23 protein-coding genes and 1 tRNA gene are annotated in these 26,754 nt (G+C 66.5%); 13 read left to right on the top strand and 11 right to left on the bottom strand.

Going from position 1 to position 26,754, the window contains the following annotated elements; genetic code table 11:
* Positions 1-10 precede the first annotated feature (10 nt).
* The 3 genes from OVA06_RS18070 to OVA06_RS18080 all read right to left on the bottom strand — a co-directional run bounded on the left by OVA06_RS18070 (position 11) and on the right by OVA06_RS18080 (position 2,886).
* Positions 11-784 carry an SAM-dependent methyltransferase gene (locus tag OVA06_RS18070; protein WP_268160218.1) on the bottom strand — a complete coding sequence of 258 codons (774 nt, stop codon included), beginning with the start codon at positions 782-784 and terminating at the stop codon, positions 11-13.
* 95 nt (positions 785-879) lie between these two features.
* Positions 880-1,362 (bottom strand): pyridoxamine 5'-phosphate oxidase family protein, encoded by a 483-nt coding sequence (locus OVA06_RS18075; protein ID WP_056080156.1) that lies wholly within the window; start codon positions 1,360-1,362, stop codon positions 880-882.
* A gap of 78 nt (positions 1,363-1,440) precedes the next feature.
* Positions 1,441-2,886 (bottom strand): flavin monoamine oxidase family protein, encoded by a 1,446-nt coding sequence (locus OVA06_RS18080; protein ID WP_326493587.1) that lies wholly within the window; start codon positions 2,884-2,886, stop codon positions 1,441-1,443.
* A gap of 82 nt (positions 2,887-2,968) precedes the next feature.
* Here OVA06_RS18080 and OVA06_RS18085 point away from each other — a divergent pair, with 82 nt between their 5' ends.
* From OVA06_RS18085 to OVA06_RS18095, 3 genes are all read left to right on the top strand, one after another.
* The gene (locus OVA06_RS18085) at positions 2,969-3,664 is read left to right on the top strand and encodes a TetR/AcrR family transcriptional regulator (RefSeq protein WP_268160220.1); all 696 of its coding nucleotides are present in this window, start codon (positions 2,969-2,971) and stop codon (positions 3,662-3,664) included.
* 113 nt (positions 3,665-3,777) lie between these two features.
* Positions 3,778-4,905, top strand: a complete 1,128-nt coding sequence (locus OVA06_RS18090) for an L-talarate/galactarate dehydratase (protein WP_056080162.1) — start codon at positions 3,778-3,780, stop codon at positions 4,903-4,905.
* 23 nt (positions 4,906-4,928) lie between these two features.
* Complete coding sequence (locus OVA06_RS18095) at positions 4,929-5,633, top strand: FadR/GntR family transcriptional regulator (protein ID WP_268160223.1); 705 nt, start codon at positions 4,929-4,931, stop codon at positions 5,631-5,633.
* On the opposite strand, the gene OVA06_RS18100 is transcribed toward OVA06_RS18095, so the two are convergent.
* On the bottom strand, positions 5,630-6,550 hold the full coding sequence (locus OVA06_RS18100; RefSeq protein WP_056080168.1) for a LysR family transcriptional regulator: 921 nt from the start codon (positions 6,548-6,550) through the stop codon (positions 5,630-5,632). The two genes, OVA06_RS18095 and OVA06_RS18100, sit on opposite strands and share 4 nt — an antisense overlap.
* A 131-nt stretch (positions 6,551-6,681) precedes the next feature.
* On the opposite strand from OVA06_RS18100, the gene OVA06_RS18105 reads away from it, so the two are divergent.
* Both OVA06_RS18105 and OVA06_RS18110 read left to right on the top strand, forming a co-directional pair.
* Positions 6,682-7,983, top strand: a complete 1,302-nt coding sequence (locus OVA06_RS18105) for a glucarate dehydratase family protein (RefSeq protein ID WP_268160225.1) — start codon at positions 6,682-6,684, stop codon at positions 7,981-7,983.
* A 41-nt stretch (positions 7,984-8,024) separates the two neighbouring features.
* On the top strand, positions 8,025-9,008 hold the full coding sequence (locus OVA06_RS18110; RefSeq protein WP_268160227.1) for a 2-hydroxyacid dehydrogenase: 984 nt from the start codon (positions 8,025-8,027) through the stop codon (positions 9,006-9,008).
* On the opposite strand, the gene OVA06_RS18115 is transcribed toward OVA06_RS18110, so the two are convergent.
* The 6 genes from OVA06_RS18115 to OVA06_RS18140 are packed head-to-tail and all read right to left on the bottom strand — an operon-like array spanning position 8,980 to position 15,408.
* Positions 8,980-9,705 (bottom strand): sulfite exporter TauE/SafE family protein, encoded by a 726-nt coding sequence (locus OVA06_RS18115; protein WP_268160229.1) that lies wholly within the window; start codon positions 9,703-9,705, stop codon positions 8,980-8,982. The two genes, OVA06_RS18110 and OVA06_RS18115, sit on opposite strands and share 29 nt — an antisense overlap.
* Positions 9,702-10,742: an ABC transporter ATP-binding protein gene (locus OVA06_RS18120; protein ID WP_268160231.1), complete on the bottom strand. Its 1,041-nt coding sequence runs from the start codon at positions 10,740-10,742 to the stop codon at positions 9,702-9,704. Before OVA06_RS18120 ends, OVA06_RS18115 begins: the two co-directional genes overlap by 4 nt.
* The gene (locus tag OVA06_RS18125; protein WP_268160233.1) at positions 10,735-11,877 is read right to left on the bottom strand and encodes an ABC transporter ATP-binding protein; all 1,143 of its coding nucleotides are present in this window, start codon (positions 11,875-11,877) and stop codon (positions 10,735-10,737) included. The genes OVA06_RS18120 and OVA06_RS18125 overlap by 8 nt, the downstream gene beginning before the upstream one ends.
* Complete coding sequence (locus OVA06_RS18130) at positions 11,874-12,881, bottom strand: ABC transporter permease (protein ID WP_268160235.1); 1,008 nt, start codon at positions 12,879-12,881, stop codon at positions 11,874-11,876. Before OVA06_RS18130 ends, OVA06_RS18125 begins: the two co-directional genes overlap by 4 nt.
* Positions 12,882-12,889: 8 nt before the next feature.
* Positions 12,890-13,819 (bottom strand): ABC transporter permease, encoded by a 930-nt coding sequence (locus OVA06_RS18135; RefSeq protein ID WP_056080190.1) that lies wholly within the window; start codon positions 13,817-13,819, stop codon positions 12,890-12,892.
* Between the two features lie 26 nt (positions 13,820-13,845).
* The gene (locus OVA06_RS18140; protein ID WP_268160238.1) at positions 13,846-15,408 is read right to left on the bottom strand and encodes an ABC transporter substrate-binding protein; all 1,563 of its coding nucleotides are present in this window, start codon (positions 15,406-15,408) and stop codon (positions 13,846-13,848) included.
* 307 nt (positions 15,409-15,715) lie between these two features.
* Between OVA06_RS18140 and OVA06_RS18145 the strand changes: the two genes are divergently transcribed.
* Positions 15,716-16,666, top strand: coding sequence for a 2-hydroxyacid dehydrogenase (locus OVA06_RS18145; protein ID WP_268160240.1), 951 nt, complete (start codon positions 15,716-15,718; stop codon positions 16,664-16,666).
* A gap of 154 nt (positions 16,667-16,820) precedes the next feature.
* Here the strand turns inward: OVA06_RS18145 and OVA06_RS18150 are convergent.
* Positions 16,821-16,903 (bottom strand) — tRNA-Leu (locus tag OVA06_RS18150).
* A gap of 373 nt (positions 16,904-17,276) precedes the next feature.
* On the opposite strand from OVA06_RS18150, the gene OVA06_RS18155 reads away from it, so the two are divergent.
* Genes OVA06_RS18155 through pknB form a run of 7 tightly spaced genes read left to right on the top strand, consistent with a single transcriptional unit; the run spans position 17,277 to position 26,750 of the window.
* Entirely contained in the window at positions 17,277-18,020 is a 744-nt protein-coding gene (locus tag OVA06_RS18155; protein WP_268160242.1) for an FhaA domain-containing protein, read from the top strand.
* A complete protein-coding gene (locus tag OVA06_RS18160) occupies positions 18,017-18,499 on the top strand; it encodes an FHA domain-containing protein FhaB/FipA (RefSeq protein ID WP_268160244.1) in 483 nt (160 codons plus the stop codon). The genes OVA06_RS18155 and OVA06_RS18160 overlap by 4 nt, the downstream gene beginning before the upstream one ends.
* A gap of 2 nt (positions 18,500-18,501) precedes the next feature.
* Positions 18,502-20,205, top strand: coding sequence for a PP2C family protein-serine/threonine phosphatase (locus OVA06_RS18165; RefSeq protein WP_442793568.1), 1,704 nt, complete (start codon positions 18,502-18,504; stop codon positions 20,203-20,205).
* A complete protein-coding gene (locus OVA06_RS18170; RefSeq protein WP_268160246.1) occupies positions 20,202-21,590 on the top strand; it encodes an FtsW/RodA/SpoVE family cell cycle protein in 1,389 nt (462 codons plus the stop codon). Before OVA06_RS18165 ends, OVA06_RS18170 begins: the two co-directional genes overlap by 4 nt.
* Positions 21,587-23,047 carry a peptidoglycan D,D-transpeptidase FtsI family protein gene (locus OVA06_RS18175; RefSeq protein WP_056080208.1) on the top strand — a complete coding sequence of 487 codons (1,461 nt, stop codon included), beginning with the start codon at positions 21,587-21,589 and terminating at the stop codon, positions 23,045-23,047. The genes OVA06_RS18170 and OVA06_RS18175 overlap by 4 nt, the downstream gene beginning before the upstream one ends.
* Entirely contained in the window at positions 23,044-24,786 is a 1,743-nt protein-coding gene (locus tag OVA06_RS18180) for a protein kinase domain-containing protein (protein WP_268160248.1), read from the top strand. Before OVA06_RS18175 ends, OVA06_RS18180 begins: the two co-directional genes overlap by 4 nt.
* An 11-nt stretch (positions 24,787-24,797) precedes the next feature.
* A complete protein-coding gene (pknB, locus tag OVA06_RS18185) occupies positions 24,798-26,750 on the top strand; it encodes a Stk1 family PASTA domain-containing Ser/Thr kinase (RefSeq protein WP_326493588.1) in 1,953 nt (650 codons plus the stop codon).
* The last annotated feature ends 4 nt before the right edge of the window (positions 26,751-26,754 follow it).

Genomic DNA, 26,754 nt, shown 5'->3' on the forward strand with positions numbered 1-26,754 from the left:
CAGGGGGCTCCTACCCCCTTAGGCAGAAATATGCCATCCCGAGCACGCCTCGGTAGCCCTCTTCATATGCAGCGCGTTGATCCTCATAGTGCCGGCGGACCTGCTCTGCGGCCGGATGGTCGGCATCATGTGCTTCTAGCCAACGGGTAAACCTGTCGCGATACCCGGCCTCGAAGACGTCCCACTCCTGAAGGCTTGCCTGGTCCTCGTCCACCACCTCGAAACCAACGGCGCGGATCTGCTCGCGTAACGCATCTTCTGTTAAGTACTCGTCATCACGTCCAGCCAGGGGGGCGGTGGCAGCCGGATGGGGTGTTGCGGACCAGATCGCCTCGCCGTAGACGAGTCGGCCGCCGGGAAGCACCAGGACTCGAAGGGCGCGCAGGGCTGCGGCGTAGTCGAGCGGCTGCGCGTCCTCCACCGGTGGCCCCCAAATCTGGCTCACACCAATGCAGATGACAGCGTCCGCGGGGCGATTCTGGGCTTCCAGCCCCAACATCGAAACAAACGTCGCTCTGTCGAGCAGCCCCCGGGTCAATGCTTGTTGCCTCGCTCGGTCGATGGACGCGGAAGCACTGTCCACGCCGCGTCCACGTGCGTGCGGGGCCGACATCAAAACCCGAAGTAGCAGTTCACCCCATCCGCACCCCATGTCCAGAACCTCAGCCGGCGCCGGGTCGGACAGGAACGCCACAAGGCGTGCAGCGCGTTCCTCGGAGAGCGGGGTAAGCCAGGTCAGGGACTCGTAGAGGGGCGGCAGTTCGAGCGAAGTGCTGTCGGTCACTCGTTGATGTTCTCACGGTCCCCAAATGGCGACACATACGAAAGGTGCGGGGCAGCGCCATCCGCTGCCCCGCACCTTAGCCGTACACAGTGGCTCTACAGCTCCACGGTGCCGCTCTCGCCGACGCTCATGCGGCTGTTCGTCACCTTGGACTTGACCCACTGCAGCACGGTAGCAGCGGTGCCGCCGGGGCTGGTCCAGTACTCTGCAGAGTCCGAGTCCACCCGAAGCAGGCATACCTCGGGGGTGTCCGGACCGTCCGGGAACCATGCCTCAACAACCTGGTTCCACATTTCGTGGATCTTGGCACGGTCCGTGACCACCTCTGCGGTCCCGGCGACGGAAACCCACTCAGTGTTCTTGCCGAAGGAGACGTTGACGCGGGAGTCCGCGCGGACGTGCGCAACCTGCGACGTGCCGAGCCCGGTGAAGAACCACATATCGCCGTCGTCCTTGACCTCCTGGACAGCCAGCGGCCGGCTGACGAGGGCGCCTTCTTCGTTGATGGTGGTGACCATTCCGATCTTGGAATCGTTGATGATCTCAGTAACCTTGCTGATGCTCTGGGCGTCAGTCATGCCTCACCTCGTTCGTCTGGAATCGGGGACGCTCCCCACCGCCAGCCTATTAGTAAGCATGCTTATTTGCCAGCGCAGTCAGGCTCCGGCCGGCACGGACACCCGCGCCACTTCCGCGATGCGCTCAGCGGTGCGGCGGCCCATCCGGATGGCACCGTCCACATGCTGGTAGCCTTCGGCGGCAAGGTCGGAGGAGGACCAGTAGATGGGGCCCACCGGGGCGTGCTGGTCCTTCCCGTACCGGTGCAGGCCGCCGAGATCGTAGCTGGCAGCGTAGGCGCCGCGGGTCCACTCCTCGGAGCCCCAGTCGGACTCGTAGTAGACCTCGGGGGTGAGCGCCTCGTCGCCGAGGTAACCGGCGACGGACGCAAGGATCGCTTCCCTGCGCTCTTCGACACTCAGCTCGAAGACGGCGTCGGCCTTCTCATCGGACACGAAGCCCACCAGGGTGCCGCGGGCATCGCCGTGGTTGGTGTTGTCATAGACCTCCTGGACCAGGGCATCGGCACCGAAGCCGGTGCCGGAGAGCCCCTTGTCGCGCCAGAACGGCGTGGCGTATACGGCGTGGACCTTGATGACCAGGCCCAGGGACTGGTGCTGGTGCATCTGGTGCTGGCGGCGCGGCAGCGGCGGGTTGAACGAGACACGGGAGTACAGGTTGGGCGGAACAGCCATGATGACGAAGCGGGCGTTGACGGTGGCGCGGTCTGATTCCACGGTCACGCGGTGCCCGCCCTCGGCGTCCGGCTCCCAGTTGATGGTTCGCACCGGGGTATTGAGCACAACATCGTCGCCCAGGTCCTGCGCCAGCAGCTGCGAGACCCGCTGCATGCCGCCCACCACACGGCGGTCCAGGATGAAGTCCTCGTCCGTGAGGTTGGTGAAGGATCCCGCGGACGCTGCCATGAGGACGGCCTGCAGGGCCGAGAAGGAGTGCGCGGGCTTGGTCAGCATGCCGCCGGCGATGAACAGTCCGATGTTCTTGCAGGCTTCCTCGCTGGCCGAGTTCTGCCGCAGCCAATGGTGGAACGAGATGGTGTCCAGCTCTCGGGCCTTCGGGTGCGCCCAAGGTTCGGCGGGCCCAATCTCGGCCGCGAGCTGGTCCAGGATGGCCACCAGGCGGTCCATTTCGACGGCGGTTTCCGGGTCCACGGGGAACGAGTCGCCGGTGTAACGCACTGGAACGCCGTCGGCACCGATGTAGACGGACTCACCGTCGCGGTAGCGCGGGTAGGTGTCCAGGTTCAGTTCTTGGAGCAGTTCCAGGAGCGCTTCCTGGTCCGGCGAGACCCACTGGCCGCCGATTTCCAGCATGGCGCCGTCCACAGTTCCGGTCCAGGTGCGCCCGCCCACCCGGTCACGGGCCTCGAGGACGGCGACACTGAGGCCGGCCTTCTTCAGTTCGCGGGCGGCCATGAGTCCGGACGGCCCGGCTCCAACAACAACGACGTCGCGGTTCAGGTTCAGCATGATGTCCTCTCTGCGGTCCCGGGTGATGGAAACCACTAAATGAATGGCATTCATTTATTAGAACTATAGCCCGTCCGGCCGGGCAGCGGAAGTACCTGGTGCAATAATGCGGAGGACACCGAGGAAAGGGCAGAAATTGCCGGCAGTACCAGCAGCACAGCAACGTCCGGCTCCCGACGGCGGCGTCCGGAGAAGGCGCGCCGGAAGGCCTTCCTCGGCGGTACTGGACAAGGCGGGCATCACCTCGGCCGCCCTGGAGCTCGTTAGCCGGAAGGGGTACGACGGGCTGACCATGGCTGCCCTGGCCAAACTCCTCGAGGTGGCGCCCTCCGCCCTCTATAACCACGTGTCGTCGAAGCAGGACGTCCTGCTTCTGGTGGAAGACCACCTGATGTCCCTGGTGGATGTGTCCTCTTTTGGCGCCGCGCCCTGGGATGACGCGGTCCGCACGTGGGCCTGGAGCTACCGCAATGTCTTCGCCGAGCACACGCCGCTGATTCCGGTCATCGCCGTCCTGCCGGTCACCGACGCGCCGCAGACACTGGCCATGTACGAGACGGTCAGCAAGGGATTCCTCGACGCCGGCTTCCCCCAGGAGCGCATCATTTCGGCCATCGTGGCGCTCGAGTCGTTTATTTTCGGCTCCGCATACGACGTCACCGCCCCGGAGGACATTTTCGATCCGGGCACCATGGCCGAATCCACGCCGTATTTCACCGCCGCCGTCCGAGGGGCTGCGGGCACCGCGCTGCGCGCCGCCGACGCCGCCTTCATGCTTGGCCTGGATGCCCTGATTGACGGGTTGGGTAGCCTTCGTCGTGAGGCGGACTGACGTTGGCGCAGACCTCGCACTCGGGATCGCAAAACGCTGCTTGTAGTACAAGTTTTAAACTTGTATCCTAAGAGTGTGGGCGAAGGAGCCCAGTCCCGCCCTTAGGAGAATCCATGAGCACCGTCGACCTGATCCGGCACGTCAAACTGTCCACCGCCCGCCTTCCCCTCGCCGTTCCCATCAGCGACGCCAAGGTCTTTACCGGCCGGCAGAAGCCCATGACCGAGGTAGTCTTCCTCTTCGCCGAAATCACCACCGAACTGGGCCACTCCGGCATCGGCTTCAGCTACTCCAAGCGCGCCGGCGGGCCGGCCCAGTACGCCCACGCCAAAGAAGTGGCCGAGGGCATCATCGGCGAGGACCCCAACGACATCGCCAAGATCTACACCAAGCTCCTGTGGGCCGGCGCCTCCGTGGGCCGCTCCGGCGTCGCCACCCAGGCCCTGGCGGCCATCGACATCGCCCTCTACGACCTCAAGGCCAAGCGCGCAGGCCTTTCCCTGGCCAAGTTCCTGGGTTCCCACCGCGACTCCGTGCAGACCTACAACACCTCCGGTGGTTTCCTCAACGCCTCCCTGGACGAGGTCAAGGCACGCGCCTCCCAGTCCATCGAGGAGGGCATTGGCGGCATCAAGATCAAGGTGGGCCTGCCGGACTCCGCAGAGGACCTGCGCCGCGTGGCCGGCATCCGTGAACACATCGGCTGGGACGTTCCGCTGATGGTGGATGCCAACCAGCAGTGGGACCGGGCCACGGCCCTGCGCATGGGCCGCCGCCTTGAGGAGTTCAACCTCATCTGGATCGAAGAGCCGCTGGATGCCTACGACTTCGAGGGCCACGCCCACCTGGCCCAGGTCCTGGACACTCCCATCGCCACCGGTGAAATGCTGGCCTCCGTGGCCGAGCACAAGGGCCTCATCGCCGCCAACGGCTGCGACATCATCCAGCCTGACGCCCCGCGCGTCGGCGGCATCACCCAGTTCCTCCGCCTCGCCGCCCTCGCGGACGAACGCGGCCTGGGCCTTGCACCGCACTTCGCCATGGAAATCCACCTGCACCTCGCAGCGGCCTACCCCCGCGAACCGTGGGTTGAGCACTTCGACTGGCTGGACCCGCTGTTCAACGAGCGCCTCGAAACCAAGGACGGCCGCATGATCGTTCCGGACCGCCCTGGCCTCGGCGTCACGCTTAGCGACCAGGCCCGCGCCTGGACCACCGACTCCGTGGAGTTCGGGGCATAACGCTGAAGCCGTAACCTTGAGCCATGAGCCGGAACCTCACCGCGGACCTCGCCGCCGACCTTCGCAACCGCATTGTTGACGGCATCATCCAACCGGGTGAGAAGCTTCCCAGCGAAAACACCCTGATCAGCGACTTCGGCGTGAGCCGGACCGTGGTCCGGGCCGCGCTGACGAGGCTCCAGGCCGAAGGGCTCGTGGAAACCGAACGCGGGCGCGGCAGCTTCGCCCTCACGCCGCCGTCGGACGGGCCCCAGGCTGTACCCGGGGCCCGGCCGGTGGCCACCACCGAGGACCGGCTGCACCTGCTGGAGTTCCGCATGGGCGTCGAGACGGAAGCCGCCGCCCTGGCCGCGCGCAACCACACCGAGCGGCAGTTGCGTGCGGTGGGCACTGCGCTGGAGGCCTTCACCGAGAGTGCGGGCCACCCGTCCCATGCCATGAAATCGGACTTCGACTTCCACCGGGCGGTGGCGGCGGCCTCCGGCAACCCGTATTACTCCGACTGCCTCGCGGCACTGGGCCAGACGATGATTGCCATGCCGCGCACCCGGCTGATGACCGGCCTCGAGCACTACGCCCGGGACCACTTCGACCAGGTGGTCCAGGAGCACCGGTCCATCCTGGACGCCATCGCTGACGGTGACGAGGCTGCCGCCGCTGCCGCGATGCGCAGCCACCTGGCCAACTCCCGACGCCGATTCAAGGCGTCCGCACGGCCGTCCAGCTAAGCGGACACAGACTCCCCTATCAACTCCAGGAGCCGCAGCACCGCAGGATTGGCCGTTTCCTCGTTCCAGGCCAGTTCCAGGTCCACCCGGTTCAGTTCCTTCATGCCGTGGCGGCCATCGATTTCGTGGAACTCCACTCCGGGCGGGGCGAAGGCCATTGCCGAGGCAGGAACCAGGGTCACTCCAAGCCCGGCCTGGACGAACGCCAGCAGCGCCGGGACCTGGCTGGCGTACTGGGTGATGTTGGCATGGGCGCCCGCGCTGGCGAACAGGCGGAGCACCAGGTCGTGGAAATACCGGGCCTCCTTGGTGGAGTACATCAGCAGGGGGCGCCGGTCCAGGGAGCCCAGCGGCAGCGGCTGGCCGTCGGCAATTCCGGTGTTGCCCAGGATCGGGTTTCCTTCCGGCACCGCCACGACCAGCCTGTCCTGCATCAGCGGCCGGAACACCACCCCTGGCCGGGCAACGATGGGCCGCAGCAGGCCGATGTCCACACTGCCCTTCACCAGCCCGTCCATCTGATCGGTGGACACCAGCTCCCGCAGCACAAAGGACACCCCCGGCATCCCTTCGGCCGCCTTCCGGAGCATCATGGGCAACGCGCTCTGGCCGGCAATCGCGGTGTAGCCCACAGTGATGGTCCCTGCCTGCCCGGAGGAAACCCGGCGGACGTCCATGTCCGTCTTGATGCACATGTCCAGGATCTGCCGGGCCCTGGGCAGCAGTGTGGCGCCGGCTGCTGTCAGTTCCACCTTGCGGCTGGTCCGGCTGAACAGTGTGGTGTTGAGCTTCTTTTCCAGCATCTGGATCTGCCGGCTGAGCGGCGGCTGGGTCATGTTGAGCCGTTCGGCAGCGGCACCGAAATGCAGCTCCTCGGCCACGGCCACGAAGGCCTCTAACTGGGGCAGCGAAAACATCAATACCTTTACTGGATTGTCGAGTGCAGAAATTGGCTTGGACCTGTATCGATCGCTTCCCATATCGTCTGTGAACAGGACCACACAAAGCAACCCCATCAGGAGCCCCGCACCATGAAGAGCACAGCGCTGTGACCCCTACCTTCGACCCCGCCCAGCACCTCGGCCAGGTCCGCATCACCGGCGTGACCATCACGCCCGTGGCGTTCAAGGACCCGCCGCTCCTTAATACTGTCGGCGTCCATGAACCCTTCGCCCTGCGCGCCATCATCGAGGTCCTCACGGACTCGGGTGTATCCGGCTTCGGCGAAACCTACGGCGACGCCGGCCACCTGGCCCGGTTGCAGCTGGCAGCCGCATCGCTGGAAGGCGTGGACGTCTTCAACATCAACACCCTCCGCGGCCGCATCGCGCAGGCCCTCAGTGTGGACACCATCGAGGGCGGCCACGGCATGAGCGGCATGGTCACGGGTTCGAGCACGGCGGACCGCGTCCTGTCCGCCTTCGACGTCGCGGCGCTGGATATCCAGGGACAGCTCCTGGGCCGTCCCGTCAGCGATCTGCTGGGCGGGGCGGTACGGGAGTCCGTGCAGTTCAGTGGCTACCTGTTCTACAAATGGGCCGGGCATCCCGGCCAGGAGGCGGACCGGTGGGGCGCCGCATTGGACCCGGAAGGCATTGTCCGGCAGGCCCGGGCGATGGTGGACGGCTACGGCTTCGGCGCCCTGAAGCTGAAGGCCGGCGTCTTCCCGCCCGAGGAGGAGATCGCCGCCATCCAGGCCCTCCGCGCGGAGTTCCCGGACCTGCCGCTCCGCATCGACCCCAACGCCGCCTGGACCGTGGAGACCTCCATCCGGGTGGGGAAGGAACTGGACGGCGTCCTGGAGTACCTGGAGGACCCCACGCCGGGGATCGGGGGCATGGCAGCAGTGCGCAGGGAAGTGGGCATGCCGCTGGCCACCAACATGTGCGTTGTCAGCTTCGCTGACGTGTCCCCCGCCGTTGCGGCCGGAGCCGTGGACGTCATTCTCTCCGACCACCACTTCTGGGGCGGGCTGCGCCGCAGCCAGTTCCTTGCCGGGATCACCGAAACCTTCGGGCTGGGCCTTTCGATGCACTCCAACTCCCACCTCGGCATCAGCCTGGCCGCCATGGTCCACCTTGCTGCGGCCACCCCCAACCTCGACTACGCCTGCGATACGCACTGGCCGTGGAAGGACCCGGAGGAGGACGTCATCGAGGACGGTGTCCTCCGGTTCACGGACGGCGCGGTGGGGGTCCCCACGGCACCCGGCCTGGGCATCACGGTGGACCGGGACGCCCTGGAGCGCCTGCACCGCCAGTACCTGGACTGCGGGCTGCGGAGCCGTGACGATACCGGTTACATGCAGCGCCTGCACCCCTCCTACCAGCTGCAGAGCCCCCGCTGGTGAGCGCGCCGGCGCAACCGGACAGTAGCCAATCCCTTCGGATCGTGGTCACCGATCCCATCATCAGCCGGTTCGAGGAGGCGTTAAGGTCCGACGGCGGCGCGCACCACTGGGACATGGCTGCGGCGTGGTCTCCGCAACGGCGGGCCGCGGCACTTGCCGCGGCCGACGTCGTCGTCTGTTCCGCCCTTCCCCCGTCTGAAGCGGAAGCCGCGGGCAACGTCCGGCTGGTCCATGTGACCGGGGCCGGCTACGACAAGATCTCTTTCCCGCACCTGTCTCCCGGGGCAACCGTGGCCAACACCTTCCATCACGCCCGGCCCATCGCCGAGCATGTCCTGATGGTCACCCTCATGTTGTCGCGGAACGTCGTCCGGGCGGACCGCGAGGTGCGGAACGGCCAGTGGCGGACCATCGCCACTGCCCCGGACGTTCCGTTCCATCCCGTGCTCAGCGACCTGGTGCTCGGCGTGGTGGGGCTGGGGTCCATTGGCGCGGAGGTGGCCCGGGTTGCCGCTGCCATGGGGATGAAGGTCCGGGCCGTGCGCCGCAATCCAGCCGGGCCGCTGCCCGCCGGGGTCAGGCTGGACTGGGTGGGCGGCAACGCCGATCTTCCGGCCCTCCTGGCGGGTTCCGACGTCGTGGTGGTCACCGTGCCCCTGGCGGAGGACACCCGCGGTATGATCGGCGCTGCGGAGCTGGGAGCGATGAAGTCCTCCGCGATCCTGGTCAACGTGGCGCGCGGCGCCGTGGTGGACCAGGCAGCGCTTTATGCCGCCCTCTCGGAGCGGCGGATTGCCGGGGCGGGCCTGGACGTCTGGTGGGGTACACCTGCCGAGGGCGTGGTGCCGCCGGCGCAATGGCCGTTCACGGACCTGGACAACACGGTCCTCACGCCGCACCACTCGGGCCATGCGCGGGTGACGTTCGAGCGCCGGGCCCAGGACATCGCCGCCAACATCGGGCGGCTGGCCACCGGACTGCCGCTGCACAATGTTGTCAGGACGGGCCCAGTATCAGCTGGGTGACCAGCAGCGCGCTCCCCAGTGCGGACGCGGCAAAGGCGAGCTTCTTCAGCCGGGCCGGGCTGAGGAAACGGTTGACGTAGCGGGACGCCGCATAACCGGCGATCACCGCCGGAACCATCCACAGGGCCAGGACCAGCATGTGCTCGGTGACAGTACCGGCCAGCCACAGCATGGTCATGGAAATGGCCGATCCCACCATGAAGAAGGCACTCATGGTGCCGCGCAGCCTCGGCCCCTCATGTCCCTGCCAGATCAGCGCCATGGGCGGGCCGCCGATGGACGTGGCGGTGCCCATGATGCCGGAAGCGGCCCCCGCCACCACCAGGTTGGTCCGCCGGGGCCGCGGCGCCCAGCCCCGGCCCGCCAGGACCAGGCCGGCGAGGACCACGGCCACCACCACCCAGGCCATCCCTTCCCTGGAGGAGGCCGCTACCAGCCAGGCGCCGGCCAGGCTGCCCGGTATCCTGCCCGCCAGCGCCCAGCCCGTGCCGCGCAGGTCCAGGCTTTGCCGCTCGGTCACCGTCACCATGACGGTGACCAGCAGGGCGAGCAGGATCAGGGTGGCGGGCAGCAGTTCGGGATCGATGATGGCAATCACCGGCGCCGCCAGCATCCCCATGCCGAAGCCACTGGAGGCCTGCAGGCAGGCTGCCAGGAAGATGGCTCCGGCGATGATGGCGTATTCGGCGCCGGTCACAAGGCGTTGGCGGTTGCCGCTGCGGCCGCGGCGCCGGTGAGGCCCTTGATGGTGTCGAGCGGGAAGTGGCATTCGGCCAGGTGCCGCCGGCCGTCCGGGGCTGTCAGGACCTGCGGCTCCGGGGCCACCTCGGCACAAATGTCCTGGGCCTTCCAGCACCGGGTGCGGAATCGGCAGCCCGACGGCGGATCCAGCGGGGAGGGCAGCTCGCCCTGGAGCACAATCCTGTCCCGCTTGGCACCGGTGACGTCGAGCTTGGGCGAAGCGGACATCAGCGCCGCCGTGTAGGGGTGCCGGGGATGGTCGAAGACCTCTTCGGTTTCCCCCGTCTCGATGATCCTGCCCAGGTACATGACGGCCACCCGGTCGGCGACGTGCCGGACCACAGTGAGGTCGTGGGAGATGAAGATATAGGAGACGCCCAGTTCCTTCTGCAGCTCGTTGAGCAGGTTGAGGACCTGGGCCTGGACGGACAGGTCAAGTGCGGATACCGGCTCGTCGAGGATGATCACGTCCGGTTTCAGGGCAAGCGCCCGGGCGATGCCGATGCGCTGGCGCTGCCCGCCGGAGAACTCCTGCGGCGACTTCCGCGCGTCGGACGCCCGCAGCCCCACCATCTGCAGCAGTTCCTGCACCCGTTCGTCCCGCTCCCGGGACGTGGGGTAGAGGCTCCGGTGCGTTGCCCAGGGTTCGGCGATGATGTCGCCCGCGCTCATCCGGGCGTTGAGCGATGCGAAAGGGTCCTGGAAGACCATCTGGACCCGCCGGCGCCATGACAGCAGCTCCTTGCCCTTCAGCCCGAACGGGTTGGTCCCCTCGAAGCTGACCGTCCCTTCATCCGGAGTTTCCAGCATCATCAGCGTGCGCGCCAGGGTGGATTTGCCGCAGCCGGACTCACCCACCAGGCCCAGGGTTTCCCCGCGGCCCACGCTGAGGCTGATGCCGTCCAGGGCCTTGAGCCTGGTGTTCCCGCTGGCACTTTTGGCAACGTGGAACGTCTTGGTCAGGCCCTCAATGCTCAGAAGCGGTTCAGGCATTGGTGATCTCCTCGCTGAAGTGGCACGCGGCCGTGCGCACGGGACGGACTGTTGCGCCGCCGTCGTTGGTTCCTGCGGACGTGGTCTGCTCCGGGTCGGCCGCAGCGGTTGCGGTACCGCTTGGCGTACGACGGCGGACTGCCGGGCGCAGTGCAGGGCGCTCGGCGCGGCAGATGTCCTGCACCATGGGGCAGCGCGACTGGTAGACGCAGCCGGACGGGATGTCGTGGAGCTCCGGCGGGCTGCCCGGGATGGATTTGAGCTGGTCGCCACGTTCCAGGTGCACGGGCACGGATTCCAGCAGGCCCTTGGTGTAGGGGTGGCGGGGATCGGCGAAGACCTCGGCCACCGGCCCGCTCTCCACTACGTTCCCGGCGTACATCACGGCCACCGAATCGGCCTCCTCAACCACCACTGCAAGGTCGTGGGTGATGAGGATGACGGCCATCTGGCCCTCTTCGCGGAGCTTGCGCAGCAACTGCATGATCTGCGCCTGGACTGTGACGTCCAGGGCTGTGGTGGGCTCATCGGCGATCAGCAGCCGCGGATTCAGCGCCACTGCCATGGCGATGAGGATGCGCTGGCGCATGCCGCCGGAGAACTGGTGGGGGTAGGAATTGACCCGCGATTCAGGTTCCGGGATCCCCACGCGCTTCATCAGGTCGATGGCTTCGGCACGGGCCTGCTTGGCGTTCAGGCCCCGGTGGATCCGGAATGCCTCCCCCAGTTGTGTGCCCACTGTATATACGGGGTTCAGGGCGGTCAGTGCGTCCTGGAAGACGATGCCCAGTTCCGGTCCGGCAAACTTCAGCCGCTCCTTCGGGGTCAGCGCGGCCAGGTCGGTCCCGTTCAGGACAATCCGCCCGTCGGCCAGGTCGCAGACCGGGTCCATGATGCCCGCGAGTGCCTTGGCCGTCATGGATTTTCCGCAACCGGATTCACCCAGCAGGGCCAGGGTCTCCCCTGCCCGGGCTTCGAAGCCCACGCTGTTGACGGCCCGGACGGTGCCGCGGTGGGTCCTGATGTCCACGGCGAGGTCGCTGACCTGCAGGACCACGTCATGTGCCTGGGCGCCGGCCGGGCCGGCGGAGCCCTGGGGGTTCTGGCGCGTAGATGGGTCGGCAGCTGTTTTCACGGCTGTGCCTCCTTGGCTGGGATACGGGCGATCAGCCGTTTGCGGGGAAGGGCCAGGCGCCAGCGCTGGGCGGGATCGGTGGCGATCCGGAGCCAGGCTGCCAGCACGTTGGCGGCGATGGTGGTGACCACAATGGCGACGCCCGGGAAGATGGACAGCCACCATGCGGTCTGAAGGTATTGCCGGCCCTGCGACACCATCAGGCCCCAGCTGACATCCGGCGGCTGGATACCGATGCCAAGGAAGCTCAGCGAGGATTCGGCCAGCATGACGTAGCAGAATTCCAGGGTGGCCAGGGTCAGCAGGGTGGGCAGCACCACCGGGATGACGTGCCGGAAGATGATGGCGTTGGGCTTGGCCCCGAAGGTCCGGGCAGCGTCCACAAAGGTGCGGCTTTGCAGTTCGGCCGATTCGGCGCGGGCGGTGCGCAGGTAGATCGGAATACGCGTCAACGCCAGGATCAGCACGATGTTGGCAGCGGAGGGGCTGAAGACGTAGAGGACCACTACGGCGAGCAGCAGTGAGGGGAAGCTCATGATCACATCGGCCACCCGCATGGAGACGTTCTCCCGCCAGCCGCGGTGGTACCCGGCCCAGACGCCCCACAGCGAGCCGATGAGCAGGGCCACGGCGACGGCGGGAAGCGCCACGGACAGGGTTGTCCTGCTGGCCACCACCAGGCGGGCCAGCATGCTGCGGCCCAGCGAATCGCTGCCCAGGAAGTACTCCCAGCCGTGCGTCATGGTGAACGGGGCCTTGTTGGCGAACAGCAGGTTCTGCTTGGTGGCGAGGTCGCCCATGAGCGCGGGCCCCACCAAAGCGGTCAGGCCAACCAGCAGCAGCACAAAAGCGGCGACGGCGGCGAATCGGTCTTTGAGGAGGAGGCGGAACAGGCCCGGCTGGCCGTCCCGGAGGTCCGGTGCGTTCCTGGTGGGCGGCTGTCCGGCCGGCTGCCGCTCTTCCTGCCCCTCTGGGGCGGCGCCGTCAGTCAATGAACTCGTCATGGTTCCTCCTAGGCCTTGACCGTCACGGGACGGACGCGCGCATCCAGCAGCGCGTACCCCATGTCGATAAGGATGTTCAGGGCAAAGATCGCGACGGCGGTCAGCAGCACCGCCGCCTGCAGGACGGCGAAGTCGCGCTGCAGGATCGAATCGATCATCAGCTTGCCGATGCCCGGCCAGCCGAAGATCGTCTCCACCACCACGGCGCCGTTGACGAGGCCCACGGTGAGGTCACCGGCGACAGTAAGGGCCGGCGCGGCAGCGTTCCGCAGGGCGTGGTGGGTGACCACCCGCAGCTCGCCGGCGCCGCGGCTGCGGGCCAGTTTGATGTATGGCTCGGAGAGCGCGGACACCATGGAGCCACGCACAATCTGCACCAGCACACCAAACGGCCGCAGGAGCAGCGTGGCGATGGGCAGCACCCAGGCACTGGCCCCCGACACCCCCGACGTGGGGACCCAGCCCAGGGTGATCGCGAAGATCCAGATCCCCACAATGGCCAGCCAGAAGTCCGGGATTGATGCCGCGGCCATGGAGATGAAGCTTGAGATCCTGTCCGCGACGCCATTCGGCTTCAGGGCAGCCCAGCAGCCCACGATGACCGCCAGCACCACGGCCAGCACCATGGTGGTGGCCGCGAGCTGGAGGGTGGCCGGGAAAGCACGCAGCGCCATGGCGGCCGCGTCCTGCCCGGTGCGCAGGGACTGCCCGAAGTCGAGCCGGAGCACCCCGCCGAAGTAGTCGGCCATCTGCACCAGGAGCGGCTGGTCCAGGCCGTTGCGGGCCGTGAAGTCGTCACGCATCTGCTGGGTGGCATTCAGCGGCAGGTACAGGCTGGCCGGGTTACCGGTCATTCTGGCCAGCGCGAAGACGCCCACCACTACCACCACCAGCGGCAGGGCGCTGGAAATGATGCGCTTTCTCAAGTAGGTCAGCATGGCCGTCCTTTCTGTGGGAGAGGCGGTTAGCTGGCCGGGGTCATCTCGGAGATGCGCAGCTCGTCACCGCTGGACGAGTTGGGCGTGTAGGAGACGGACTTGGCCTTGCCCAGAATGCCGGTCTGGTGCGAGATGTGCGCGAACTGGACCACCTTGTCGTTCTGGTAGGCGAAGATCTCCTCGAAGGCCTTCTGGCGGGCATCGCCGGAGGCAGCGTCCGCCTTCCGGATCATGGCGTCGAATTCCGGGGTTCCGAAGTAGCTCTGGGCTCCGGTGGAGAGCATGTACTGGTCCACCGTGAAGGCGGCGTCACCGGCCTGGTTGCCGTGCTGGGTCATCAGGGCAACGGCGCCTTCATCCTCGGCGAACGGGCGGACCTGATAGGTCAGGTGCTGGCTGGTTTCGAGCATCTTCAGCTTCACGTTCAGGCCTGCCTGGCTGAGCTGCTCCTGGAGTACCTGGGCCAGTTCGGTGATCTTGGGGAACTGGGCGCTGCGGACCACCAGGGAAATCTGCTTGGCGGTGTCCACGCCGTCGGCCTTGGCCTCTGCCACCAGCGACTTTGCCTTCTCAAGGTCGAACGGCCAGCCCTTCAGCTCGGAGTTGTGGCCCACGATGCCTTCGGGGACCAGCTGCGCAGCCACCTGGTGCTTGCCCTGGTAGAGCGAGTTGACGATCCCTTCCTTGTCGATGGCGTAGTTGACCGCCTGGCGGATCCGTATGTCGTTGAGCGGTGCTTCGTTCGCATCCATGCGCAGCGCCACTGTTTCGTTGTTGGGGTAGTCAACGCCGAGGTCGCCGATGTTGTCATCCGGGCTCAGCCCCATGGCAACGTCCGCTTCACCGCTGGTGATCATGGCGGCGCGCACCGAGCTTTCGGAGCGCCACTGGTACTCCGCCTTGGCGTAGGCAGGCTTGTCGCCCCAGTAGCCGTCCCAGCTGCTGAGCGAGATCTTCTGGCCGGCGTCCCAGGAATCGATCTTGTAGGGGCCGGTTCCGATGGGTTCGCGGACCTTCTCGGTGGTGCTGGTGGACGTCGGCACCACTTCGAGGAAGGAGAGCCGCAGCGGAAGGATGGGGTCCGGTTCCGGGGTTGTCACGGTCAGGGTGGTGGCGTCGACGGCCTTGACGTCGAGGTCGGCGTCTCCGAAGACGTAGCCCTCAACGTTGCACCCGAGTTTGGAGTTCACTGCCCGGTCGATGGTGAAGGCTGCCGCCTCGGCGTTGAAGGGTGTTCCGTCCTGGAAGGTGACTCCCTCCCGGAGCTTCAGGGTCCATTCCGTATCGCTGGTGGCCTTCCACTCGGTGGCGAGCTTGGGTTCGAGTTCACCGCTTTGCGGATTGCGTTCGATCAGGGGCTCGGTCACGTTGGAGCGAACCACAACGCCGGTTGAAGTCAGGTTGGACTCACAGGCCTCGAGCGTGGGCGGTTCCTGGCCCAGGACCACACGGACGGTGTCCGCCGCGCCGCCACCGGCGCTGTCCGAGTTGGCCACGCTGCAGGCGCTGAGGCCAAACACCGCGACGGCCGCGAGGGCTGGCCACCTCAGTGCGGTGGCCTGGAAGGGAAGCTTTGAAGAAGACGTCATTGGGTTCCTCCGGTTGGAAAACTTGGCGCGCAGTGCCCCGGCACCGTCAGACGCATCGGCGAAAGGATGCTTGGCGGGGCCGCGCTCGACTCAAGCTAATTGAGCTGATGGGAGCCCACAAGGGATTCGGCACAGTCCTCCGGTGCCGCTTCGGGGGCGTTGGGCCCTTTTGGCAGCTGTGATCCGCACCACTGATGCGCGAGATCCGCGTCATTCCGCCAGACCCGGACCATCAATGCAGTTCGGGCATGGATCCATGCCATTTACATGTTGGACCTGTATGGGTCCGAAACCTAGGGTGCTGGATATGAAGAACATCGCTGTCCTCCAGGTAGGGCCCCTCATGCCAGTCGTCCAGGAAACGATCATCAGCGACTACGGCGCGGTCCGGCTGCCCGATGCTCCGGCAGAACGGGCCGACTTCCTCCGCCAGCACGGCGGCACCTTCGACGTGGCGGTGACGTCGGGCAAGTTCGGGGTGGGGACTGACCTGATGCGCGCCCTGCCCAACCTTCGCGCAGTCATCAATTTCGGCGTCGGCTATGACACCACCGATGTGGCACAGGCGTTCGAGCGCGGCATCATCGTCAGCAACACCCCGGACGTCCTGAATGACTGCGTTGCCGACACTGCCCTTGCCCTCTACGTGGATGTCCTGCGCGGAATCAGTGCCGCAGACCGGTTCGTCCGGCGCGGTGACTGGCTCAGCAAGGGCAACTTCCCGCTCGCCACCAAAGCCAGCGGCCGCAAAGTGGGCATCCTTGGCCTGGGCCGGATCGGCAAAGTAATCGCCCGGCGCCTGGAAGGCTTCGACTGCGAGATCAGCTACCACAGCAGGAACCCGGTAGCAGGAGTCGATTACCGGTACGCGGCCTCACCGCGTGACCTCGCCGCAGGGTGCGAGGTGCTCATCGTGGCCGCGGCCGGCGGCCCGGGTTCAACGGGCCTGGTGGACGCGGGGGTCATTGAGGCGCTGGGCCCCCGCGGCTACCTCATTAACATTGCCCGCGGATCGGTAGTGGACCAGGACGCCCTGGTCGATGCGCTACTGTCCGGCAGGCTGGGCGGAGCGGGCCTGGACGTCTTCGTTGACGAGCCCAAGGTCCCCCAGGACCTGCTCGAGCTGGACAACGTGGTCCTCCTGCCGCACCTGGGAAGCGGCACCCACGAAACCCGGGCAGCGATGGCGGACCTGACCCTGGCCAACCTGCGCTCCTACGCCGAGACCGGTTCCGCGGTAACCCCCGTGCACCCGTAACGGCGGTATCCGCTGGCTCCCGGTTGCCCCATCAGTCAGGCCCCCTAAACCCGGGTTTTGGCGACGAAAACTGATGGGGCATCCGGGGAACCCACGAGCAGTGCTTAAAACAAGAAGAGCCCCGATCCTTAGATCGGGGCTCTTCTCAATTGCGTGCGCGAGGGGGGATTTGAACCCCCACGCCCTTTCGGACACTGGCACCTGAAGCCAGCGCGTCTGCCGTTCCGCCACTCGCGCGCAACTTCTTCCACGCCACTACGGCCGGTTTCCCGATTCGCAGTCTTGTAAAAGCAGCGAGATCAAGCATAACGGACACATGCCGCAAAACACCAATTGAGCAGCGGAGGCCAACCGGACCCGGCCGCAGCAGCCAATTATCGGAGCCCGGGCACCCGCCTTCAGCGCCTTTCCGCCAAGGACCGGAGGGCCCGGGGAACGAACTTTTGGAGGCGGCGGGCCGTTGTGGATTAAGGTCATTCGCAGGCCAGCCCAGTAGTATCGGATGTAGGAGTGGCTGCCGTGCGCAGCCATACCAGCGAGTGTCTACTGAACGCCGGGTGAAGTTCCGGACTGCGAACTGCCCCTCAGCCGGAGGGAAAGGAGGAGAACCATGGGTCTGCTGGACAAAGTGGAGCGCGGCATCGAAAAGGCCGTCCGTGGCGTCTTCTCCACCGGCTCAAAAGCGCAGGTTGAACCCGTAGAAATCGCCAGCAGGCTGCGCCGGGAAGTGGACCACAAGGCCCTCACCGTCGCCGCCGGACGCACCCTCGCCCCCAATGTTTTCGATGTCCAACTCAGCGACGACGACTTCAAGCGGGCCCAGGAATGGGGAACCCCGCTGGCGGAGGAACTCTGCGACGTCGTCATCAACCACGTCCGCAGCCAGGGTTACACGCTGCAGGGATCTGTCCGCATTTCCTTCCGGCGTGATTCCGAGCTCCGGGCCGGGGACTTCGAGATCGCTTCCTCCACAGAAAAGTCCAAGGGCAACGGCAGCACCCAGCCCTCGCGCCCCACGGTGCCGGCCGCTCCCAGCCGCCAGCCCGTCAGGCTGCAGCCGGTCCTGGACATCGACGGGCAGCGCTACTCACTGAACGCCCCCTCCATTGTGCTGGGCCGGTCCTCCGAGGCCGATATCCACGTCGAGGACACCGGAGTTTCCCGCCGGCACCTGGAAATCCGCACTGCCAACGGTGCCACCAGCGCCGTGGACCTGGGCTCCACGAACGGAAGCTACGTCAACGGGCAGCGGGTCTCGGGCAGCATCGAACTTACGGACGGCTCCACCATCACGATGGGACGGACAAAGATCATCTTCCGCCTGCTTCCTGCCAACCCTGGTGGCCACGCATGAGCGACCTGACCATCACCGCGCTGCGGTTCGGCTTCCTGCTGCTCCTGTGGGTGCTCATCTTCAGCATTGTTTCCGCCATGCGCCGGGACCTGATGGTGGGCCGCAAGGCCGCCTCCGGGGCCCCCACCGCCCGTGAGGTCCGCAAAAACCCGGATCTCGCCGAAGCTCCGCCGCAGCCCGTGAAGCAGCATGCCAGGCAACTGGTGGTGGTAGAGGGCCCGCTGAAGGGAACCACCCTTCCGCTGGCCGCCAGCCCGGTCCTGCTGGGCCGTGCCCAGGAAGCCACCCTGGTGCTCGAGGACGACTACGCCTCAGGCCGCCACGCGCGGCTGTTTCCGCAGGGCAGCCGCTGGTTCATCGAAGACCTTGGGTCCACCAACGGCACATACCTAGCGGACCAGCAACTTACCCGTGCCCTGCCCGTTGAGCCAGGCGTACCTGTGAGAATCGGCAAGACGGTCATCGAATTGAGGCCGTAGCTGTGGCCGTTTCCGAAAACTCCGCAACCGGGCCCCAGCCCGCGCCGCGGCCCCTCATCATGCGCTACGCGGCCCGGTCCGACGTCGGCAGGATCCGCTCCAAGAACGACGACTCCGCGTATGCGGGCCGGCACCTGGCCGTCGTAGCGGACGGCATGGGCGGCCATGCCGGCGGCGACGTCGCCTCGGCTGCAACAGTCCTGGACATGATCCACCTGGACCGAGCGGACTATGAGGGCGACGCCGGCACCATCCTCGCCGACGAGATCCAGACAGCCAATTCCCTGCTCTCCGAGCTGGTCCATATCAATCCCAAGCTTGCCGGGATGGGCACTACCGTGACAGCGCTGCTGCTCGCGGAAGGCCAGCTGCACTTCGCCCACATCGGCGATTCGCGCGCCTACCGGCTCCGGGACGGCGAATTCGAACAGATCAGTGTGGACCACACGTTCGTCCAGCGGCTGATCGATGAAGGCCGGCTCAAGCCTGAGGAAGCGGAAACGCATCCGCACAAGAACGTGCTCATGCGCGTGCTCGGTGACGTGGATGCCAGCCCCGAGCTGGACCTGGACACATTGGAGGCCCGGCCGGGCGACCGCTGGCTCCTCTGCTCCGATGGCCTCAACTACGTTGCCGGCCACGCCGTGGAGCGGACAGTCAAGGAAACCCCGAACCTCCGCGAATGCGTGGAAACCCTGGTGGACCTCACCCTGGAGGCCGGCTCCCCGGACAACGTCACGGTCATCATGCTGGAGATCGCGGAGGAAACGCCCGACGACGTCAGCACGGCCGCCGTCGACGTCATTCCCGCCGCCCAGGCCACGCAGTCCGCTGAAGCGCCGGCCGCTGCCGTCGCAGCTGCTGCGGGGACCGCGGATGCCTCCGTTTCCGACGCAATGGATGCCCGGGACCCGGAGGTCAAACCAGTGCCGGCGGACGCCGCTACGCCCAACGGAAGCGAACCGGATGCCGGGCCTTCGGAAGACAAGGCGCCGGACCCGGGATCCACCGACCCCCACCTCGGGGAGCACCTGTCCGCTGAAGTTCTGCGCGAAGAACTGTCCTCGCGTCCCCATGAACTGGTGGGGGCCGCGGCAACCGCCGCAGAGTCCGGTTCCATCCCCACCATCGCCGGACGTACCGTAGCGCGCAGGGCCGCCACAGTTCTCACACACAAGGCTGAACCGGCCGCGGGTGACGACGACGAAACGCTGGTGCCGCTGAAGCCGCGCCGCTGGATTACGTGGTCGGTGGCGGCCGCTGTTGTGGTGGTCCTGGGTGTGGGACTGTGGCTCGGTTATGCCTGGACCCAGACCCGCTATTACGTGGGCGAGTCCGATTCCCGCGTTGCCATCTTCAATGGGGTTTCCCAGCGGCTTGGCCCCATCCAGCTCTCCAGCCTGGAGACCGTGACGGACATCCGGATGGATTCGCTCCCGCAGTTTTCCCAGCAGCGGGTCCGCCAGACTGTCCCCGCCAGCGACCTTTACGACGCACAGCGGATCGTAAAGAACCTCGAACTCACCGGCACCACTTCGCCTGAAGAGGAGTGCCCTGCAGCTACGGCATCGCCGTCGCCCACCCCGGTTCCCACCACGCCGGCTCCGTCCGCGACGGCGTCGGCGGCTGCACCGTCCGCCGCCCCCGCGTCCGGCAGCCCCACTCCTTCGCCGAGCCCCACCGTCAACTGCGAGGGAGCCAAGTGAGCCAGCTCAGCACCGCCGTCAAGCCGCGCCGCAACGTTGAACTTGCGTTGCTGGTCCTCGCCCTTGCCGTTGGCATCGGCGCCAACATGATGGTTGGCGTTGATAAGGAAAAGGCGTTCGACTCCGATTTCTGGTTCCAGTCGAGCCTGCTCGCGGTGGCGGCCTTGGCCTTCCACGGCGTCCTGCGCTTCCGCGCAAAGTATGCCGATCCGGTTATGCTTCCCCTGGTGGTTGCCCTGAACGGACTCGGCCTGGCCATGATCCACCGCCTGGATCCTCCGGGCGCGGACACCGGCAACAACCAGCTCCGCTGGACGCTGATCGCCATGGCAGTGGCCATCGCCGTCATCTGGTTCCTGAAGGACCACCGGATCCTCCGCCGTTTCACATTCATTTCACTGGCCGCCAGCGCCCTACTGCTGGTTCTGCCGCTCGTTCCCGGCATCAGCGCCGGCGAGATTCTGGGTGCCAGGGTGTGGATCCGGCTCGGCCCCATGACGTTCCAGCCGGGCGAGGTCGCCAAGATTACCCTGGCCATATTCTTCGCAGGGTATCTTTCCTCGAACCGGGACCTGATCCTGCTGGCCGGCCGCAAGATCGGCCCCCTGCAGTTCCCCCGCTTCAAGGACATGGGACCCATGATCGCCGCGTGGCTGGTCAGCATTGGCGTGCTGATCTTCCAGCGCGACCTCGGTTCCTCCGTCCTGTTCTTCGGCCTGTTTATCGTCATGATCTACGTGGCCACCAGCCGGATCAGCTGGGTGGTCATTGGCCTGGCCCTGATCCTCGGCGGCGGCTTCGTGGCCTCCCGGGTGTTCTCCCACGTGGAGCAGCGCATCAACGGCTGGCTCAACGCCTTCACACCCGAGGTGTACGAGAACGGCAGCCGGCAGGTGATCCAGGGCCTCTTCGGGATGGCCAACGGCGGCCTGGTGGGTACCGGGCTGGGCCAGGGCCGGCCGGACCTGGTTCCCTTCGCCAACAGCGACATGATCATCGCGTCCCTCGGCGAGGAACTGGGACTCATCGGAATCTTCGCCATCGTCCTCATGTACCTGCTGCTGGTGACCCGCGGTTTCCGTGCGGCGCTTGGCACCCGGGACGCGTTCGGCAAGCTCCTTGCCTGCGGCCTCTCGTTTGCCGTGGCCCTCCAGTGCTTCGTGGTGATCGGCGGCGTTACCCGGCTGATTCCGCTGACCGGTCTCACCACGCCGTTCCTGGCGGCCGGCGGATCCTCCCTTCTGGCCAACTGGATCATCGTGGGGCTGCTGCTGCTGATTTCGCACACAGCCCGCGGCCCGGTGGACACCACTCCGTTGCCGCCGTCCAAGGGCGCAGACACTACTGGCATTGATACTCCAACCGAGGCGGTGAAGCAGGCATGAACCAGGCCATACGACATTCATGGATAGCGGCCGTCGCCATGTTCGCCCTGCTGTTCGGCGCCCTCAGTTTCGTCCAGGTGGTGGGGGCGGATGAACTGAAGGCCAACCCCCTGAACCAGCGCGCCATCCTGCAGAACTATTGCAGCGACCGCGGCGCCATCATCGTCGGCGGAACCCCGGTGGCCGAGTCCGTGGAAACAGGCTCCGAAACCTGCAAATTCCAGCGCACCTACCCGCAGCCGGAACTCTACGCCGGCATGACGGGCTATTTCTCCCAGAACTACGGTGCCACCGGACTGGAGCGGGCCATGGGTGAAGTCCTCACCGGTGACTCCGATCAGCTGTTCCTGGACCGGGTAGGCCAGCTGTTCCTCGGAAACCAGCCCAAGGGTGCCTCCGTTGAGCTGACCATCGATCCCGAGCTCCAGCAGCTCGCCTACAGCCTGATTCCAGACGGCCAGCGCGGTTCCATCGTGGTCACGAACCCCAAAACGGGGGCCATTCTGGCCATGGCATCCAAGCCGTCCTACGATCCCAACAAGGTAGCCGTCCAGGATCCCGAGGCCGAAAGCGCCAGCATCAACGAGTTCCTGAAGGTGCCCGGCATCAACCTGAACCAGAATGTCAGCGGCCCCACGGGTGAACTGCTGGCCCCCGGTTCGGTGTTCAAACTCGTGGACACGGCGGCAGCGCTTTCCTCCGGGAAGTACAACGCGGACAGTGTCCTGCCCAACCCGGCAGAAATGCCCTTCGACGGCATCTCCTACCGGCTTCCCAACTACGCCGGGGGCAACTGCTACACCAGGGACACCGCCAGTTTCGCCTTTGCGTTGCAGCAGTCCTGCAACACCCCCTTCGCGAGCATCGCCCTGGACCTGGGCCGTGACGCCATCGCTTCCCAGGCACAGAAGTTCGGTTTCGGCGAGGATCTGGGAGACCAGCTCAAGCTCGGTTACGCCCGCGGTGACGGCTTCCCGGACGAACTGGACGCACCTGGCCTCGCCCAGTCGGCGATTGGCCAGAAGGATGTCCGCGCCACCCCCCTGCAGGTGAATATGATGACGTCCGCCATAGCCAACGACGGCGTGCAGATGCGGCCAAGCCTTATCAAGACCCTCCGCTCTCCGGATCTGCGGGTCATCGATGAGCCGCAGCCCGAGCAGCTCCGGACCTCCACCACGCCGGAGATCGCCAACCAGATCACCGATTGGATGGTCAGCGCGGTCAGCGAAGGAATTGCGAACCGTGCAGGCGTCCCGGGCGTCCAGGTGGCGGGAAAGACCGGAACCGCGGAGCTGGGCGACGGCACCAACAACTCCTGGTTCACCGGCTTCGCCCCCGCAAACAACCCGCAGGTGAGCGTCACCATCGTCATGGAGGGCGTGGACATCACCACCGGAGCACAGCTGACCAGTCCGAACGCGAAGAAGATTTTTGAGGCGGTGTTGAATAAGTGAGGCCTACAACCGGAATCACCCTCGGCGGCAGATTCCAGCTGACCACGCGGATCGCGATCGGCGGCATGGGCGAAGTCTGGAAAGCAAAGGACCTCGTCCTCGGCCGCATCGTCGCGATCAAGGTGCTGAAGGAGGAGTACACCGGGGACCCCGGCTTCCTGCAGCGGTTCCGCGCGGAGGCCCGCCACACCGCACTCCTGAACCACGTGGGGATCGCCAACGTCTTCGATTACGGCGAGGAGGAGGGGTCCGCCTACCTGGTCATGGAGTTGGTGCCCGGCCAGCCCCTCAGCAGCATCATCGAGCATGAACACGTGCTGTCGCCGGACCGCACCCTGTCCATCATGGCCCAGACGGCCCGGGCGCTTTCTGTTGCGCATGCCCAGGGCCTGGTACACCGCGATATCAAGCCCGGCAACCTCCTGATTACGCCGGACGGACGCGTTAAGGTCACAGACTTCGGCATCGCCCGCCTGGCCGACCAGGTGCCGCTCACCCAGACCGGCCAGGTCATGGGCACCGCCCAGTACCTGGCGCCGGAACAGGCCACCGGACAGACCGCCACGGGATCTTCGGACATCTACTCCCTCGGCGTCATCGGGTACGAGTGCCTGACCGGCCACCGGCCGTTCTCCGGCGAATCCCAGATCGCGATCGCCCTGGCACAGGTCAACGACGCACCGCCGCCCCTGCCGGAGACCCTGCCCACACCGGTCCGCGCGCTCCTGATGTCCATGCTGGCCAAGGACCCCAAGAACCGGCCGGCTAACGCCATCAAACTCGCCGAGGCAGCTGAAGCCATCCGCAACGGAGACGTCGGGGCAGCCCGCGCTGCAGTACCCGGCATGCTGCTCTTCGACGCGCCGGACACCGGCCCCATCACAGCGCCGGTGGATACGGCCACAGCGCCCACCGGTGTGATCGGTGCGCAGCGGGATTCCTCACCGACAGCCACCTCCGCGCTCCCGGTGGTGGGAGCCGCCGCAGCCGGAGCCGCAGCCGGTGCTGCCGCAGCGAACGCTGCTGATGGCGACGCCGCGGACGGCAACGCACCCCAGGGACCGCTGGCCCGCGCCAACGCGCTGGCCGCCGAGCGGAACTGGGACCACGAAGAGACCACGTACGACGACGAACCGGCCGATGAGCCGCAGCGCAAGGGCCGCAGCCCGTGGACGTGGCCCCTGATCGCCTTGATCCTGCTCGTCCTGTTCGCCCTGGTGGGCTTCCTGCTCAACAACATGGGGGTGTTCTCGCCGTCCAACAGCCCAACGTCGGTTGCCACCTCAAGCAGCCCGAAGACCACCAGCGCCACGCCCACCAGGACATCGCAGGCACCCAGCCCGACGCCGACGCCCGATACCCCCACCCCGACGCCCACGCCCACCCAGGAAACCGTGAACGTGATCCCGGATGCGTACCTGGGCAAGGACTACAGGACGGTTCAGTCAGAGCTCTCTGCGTTGGGGCTGGTGGTTAACGGCGTCCAGCAGGAGAGCACCGAAGATCCCGGCACTGTCCTGGACCTGAACCCCACGGGCCCCGTCCCTGCGGGTTCAACCATCACTGTCACGTACGCCATCGCTCCGCCGTCAGCGCCGGCGCCCGCGCCGGCGCCCACCTCAGCTGCTCCCACACCGGTGCCCACAACGCCGTCGGCCGCTGGGCCCACCGCTGAGTCCGCGCTGCCTACCTGTTCCACCGGCCAGGAGCCGGGCATTCCGCCCACCTGCGCACGGTAAACGGACTGAACGTGAACGAGTCATCGCGCGCACCGCTCCACCGGGAGGACAATGTCCCGGTGGACAACAAGCGTGTCCTGAGCGGCCGCTATGAGCTGGGCGGCCTCATTGGACGCGGTGGCATGGCGGACGTATACAGCGGCACGGACGCCAGGCTCGGCCGGACGGTGGCCATCAAGATCCTGCGTCCTGATATGGCCCGGGATCCCCAGTTCCAGGCCCGCTTCAAGCGGGAAGCACAGTCCGTCGCCGCCCTGAACCATTCGTCCATCGTGGCCATCTACGACACCGGTGAACAGCAGGTCCACGACGGTTCGGAGGAATCCGTCCGGCTGCCCTACATCGTGATGGAATTCGTTGACGGCAGGACGCTTCGGGACCTGATCCGGGCCAAGGAAGTCAGCATCGGCCAGGCGATCGACTACTGCCTGGGAGTCCTCGGCGCCCTCGAATACAGCCACCGCGCCGGCATCGTCCACCGGGACATCAAGCCCGCCAACGTTATGTACTGCGAGGCAACCAACTCCATCAAAGTCATGGATTTCGGGATCGCCCGCGCCATGGCGGATTCCTCGGCCACCATGACCCAGACGCAGGCTGTGGTGGGCACGGCGCAGTACCTCTCGCCGGAACAGGCCCGGGGCGAAACCGTTGACGCCCGCAGCGATCTGTACTCGGCTGCCTGCCTGCTCTACGAAATGCTGACCTCGAGGCCTCCATTCATCGGAGACAGCCCCGTTTCCGTGGCATACCAGCACGTCCGGGAAATTCCGGCGCCACCCAGCAGCATCAACCCCGAGGTCTCACCGGCGCTCGACACGGTCATGGCCAAGGCGCTGCAGAAGAACCGTGACGACCGGTTCCAGGATGCGGCAGCTTTCCAACGTGCGCTCCGGGCAGCCCGTTCCGGCGTCGCTGTCCCCGCCTTACCGGCTTCCGAAGCTCCCACTGACCCCAACGACCATGTCCCGGCCCCGGACAGCCCGCCAACGGAGGCTTTCGCCGCCGCCGCGGGCGCCGGGTTCCGGGACCACACTCCCACCGGGCGCCTCGCCGTCACCGGCAGGGACGACGCCGGCGCCCGGACACCGCTGGGCGTGGCGGACGAACCCGGCGACGCTGAGCCGCTGCCGCTTGGCCTGTCCCAGGAACGGGACCCTTCCCCGCGGCAGAAGTCCCGGCGTCGGGCATGGATTGCAACCCTGGTGATCTTCACCGTACTCATCCTTGCCGGCGGCGGCCTGTGGGTCTACAGCGTGGTGAACCGGCCGGCACCGCCCCCGCCGAAGGTGGACATCCCGGTGGTGGCCTCCATGACCGAGTCGGCAGCACTGCAGGAGCTGTACAACGCGAACCTGAAGCCGAAGATTACGCGTTCACAGAACGACGCCGTACCCAAGGGCATCGCGATCGGCACCGACCCGGTGTCCGGCCAGAAACTTGATCCCGGCGCAGAGGTGATCCTGAACATTTCCGAGGGTCCCAGCGCCGTGAAGATCCCGGAGACCATCCCCGGCTCCACAGAGGCCGCGGCACGTGATGTCCTGCGTCAAGTGGGGTTGGTGGGTGCGCCGTCAACCACCACGGCCAACAGTGCCACCGTGCCGGCCGGTATCGTCATCACCACCAGTCCCGCACCGGGGCAAAGCGTAGGGGTGGGTACCACTGTTGAACTGGTGGTTTCCACCGGCAAGGTGGCGGTTCCCGAACTCCGCGGCCGCACCCGCGAGGAGGCCGAAGCTGCGCTCAAAGACCTGGGCCTGGTGCCGAACGTCGTTGAAGCGGAAAACGGCCAGGTTGAGGCGGGCCGGGTGACGGACCAGAGCGACGCCGTCAATGCCGCAGTGGAGCAGGGAAAGACCATCACCTTCGTGGTGGCCAAGGCTCCACCGCCGCCGCCTACCGCCACTCCCAGCCCGACACCAACCCCCACCTCAACCAAGGGCAACAGGGACCGGGACTAACCGG

The sequence above is a fragment of the Pseudarthrobacter sp. SL88 genome, from assembly GCF_026672455.1.
Lineage (GTDB): Bacteria > Actinomycetota > Actinomycetes > Actinomycetales > Micrococcaceae > Arthrobacter.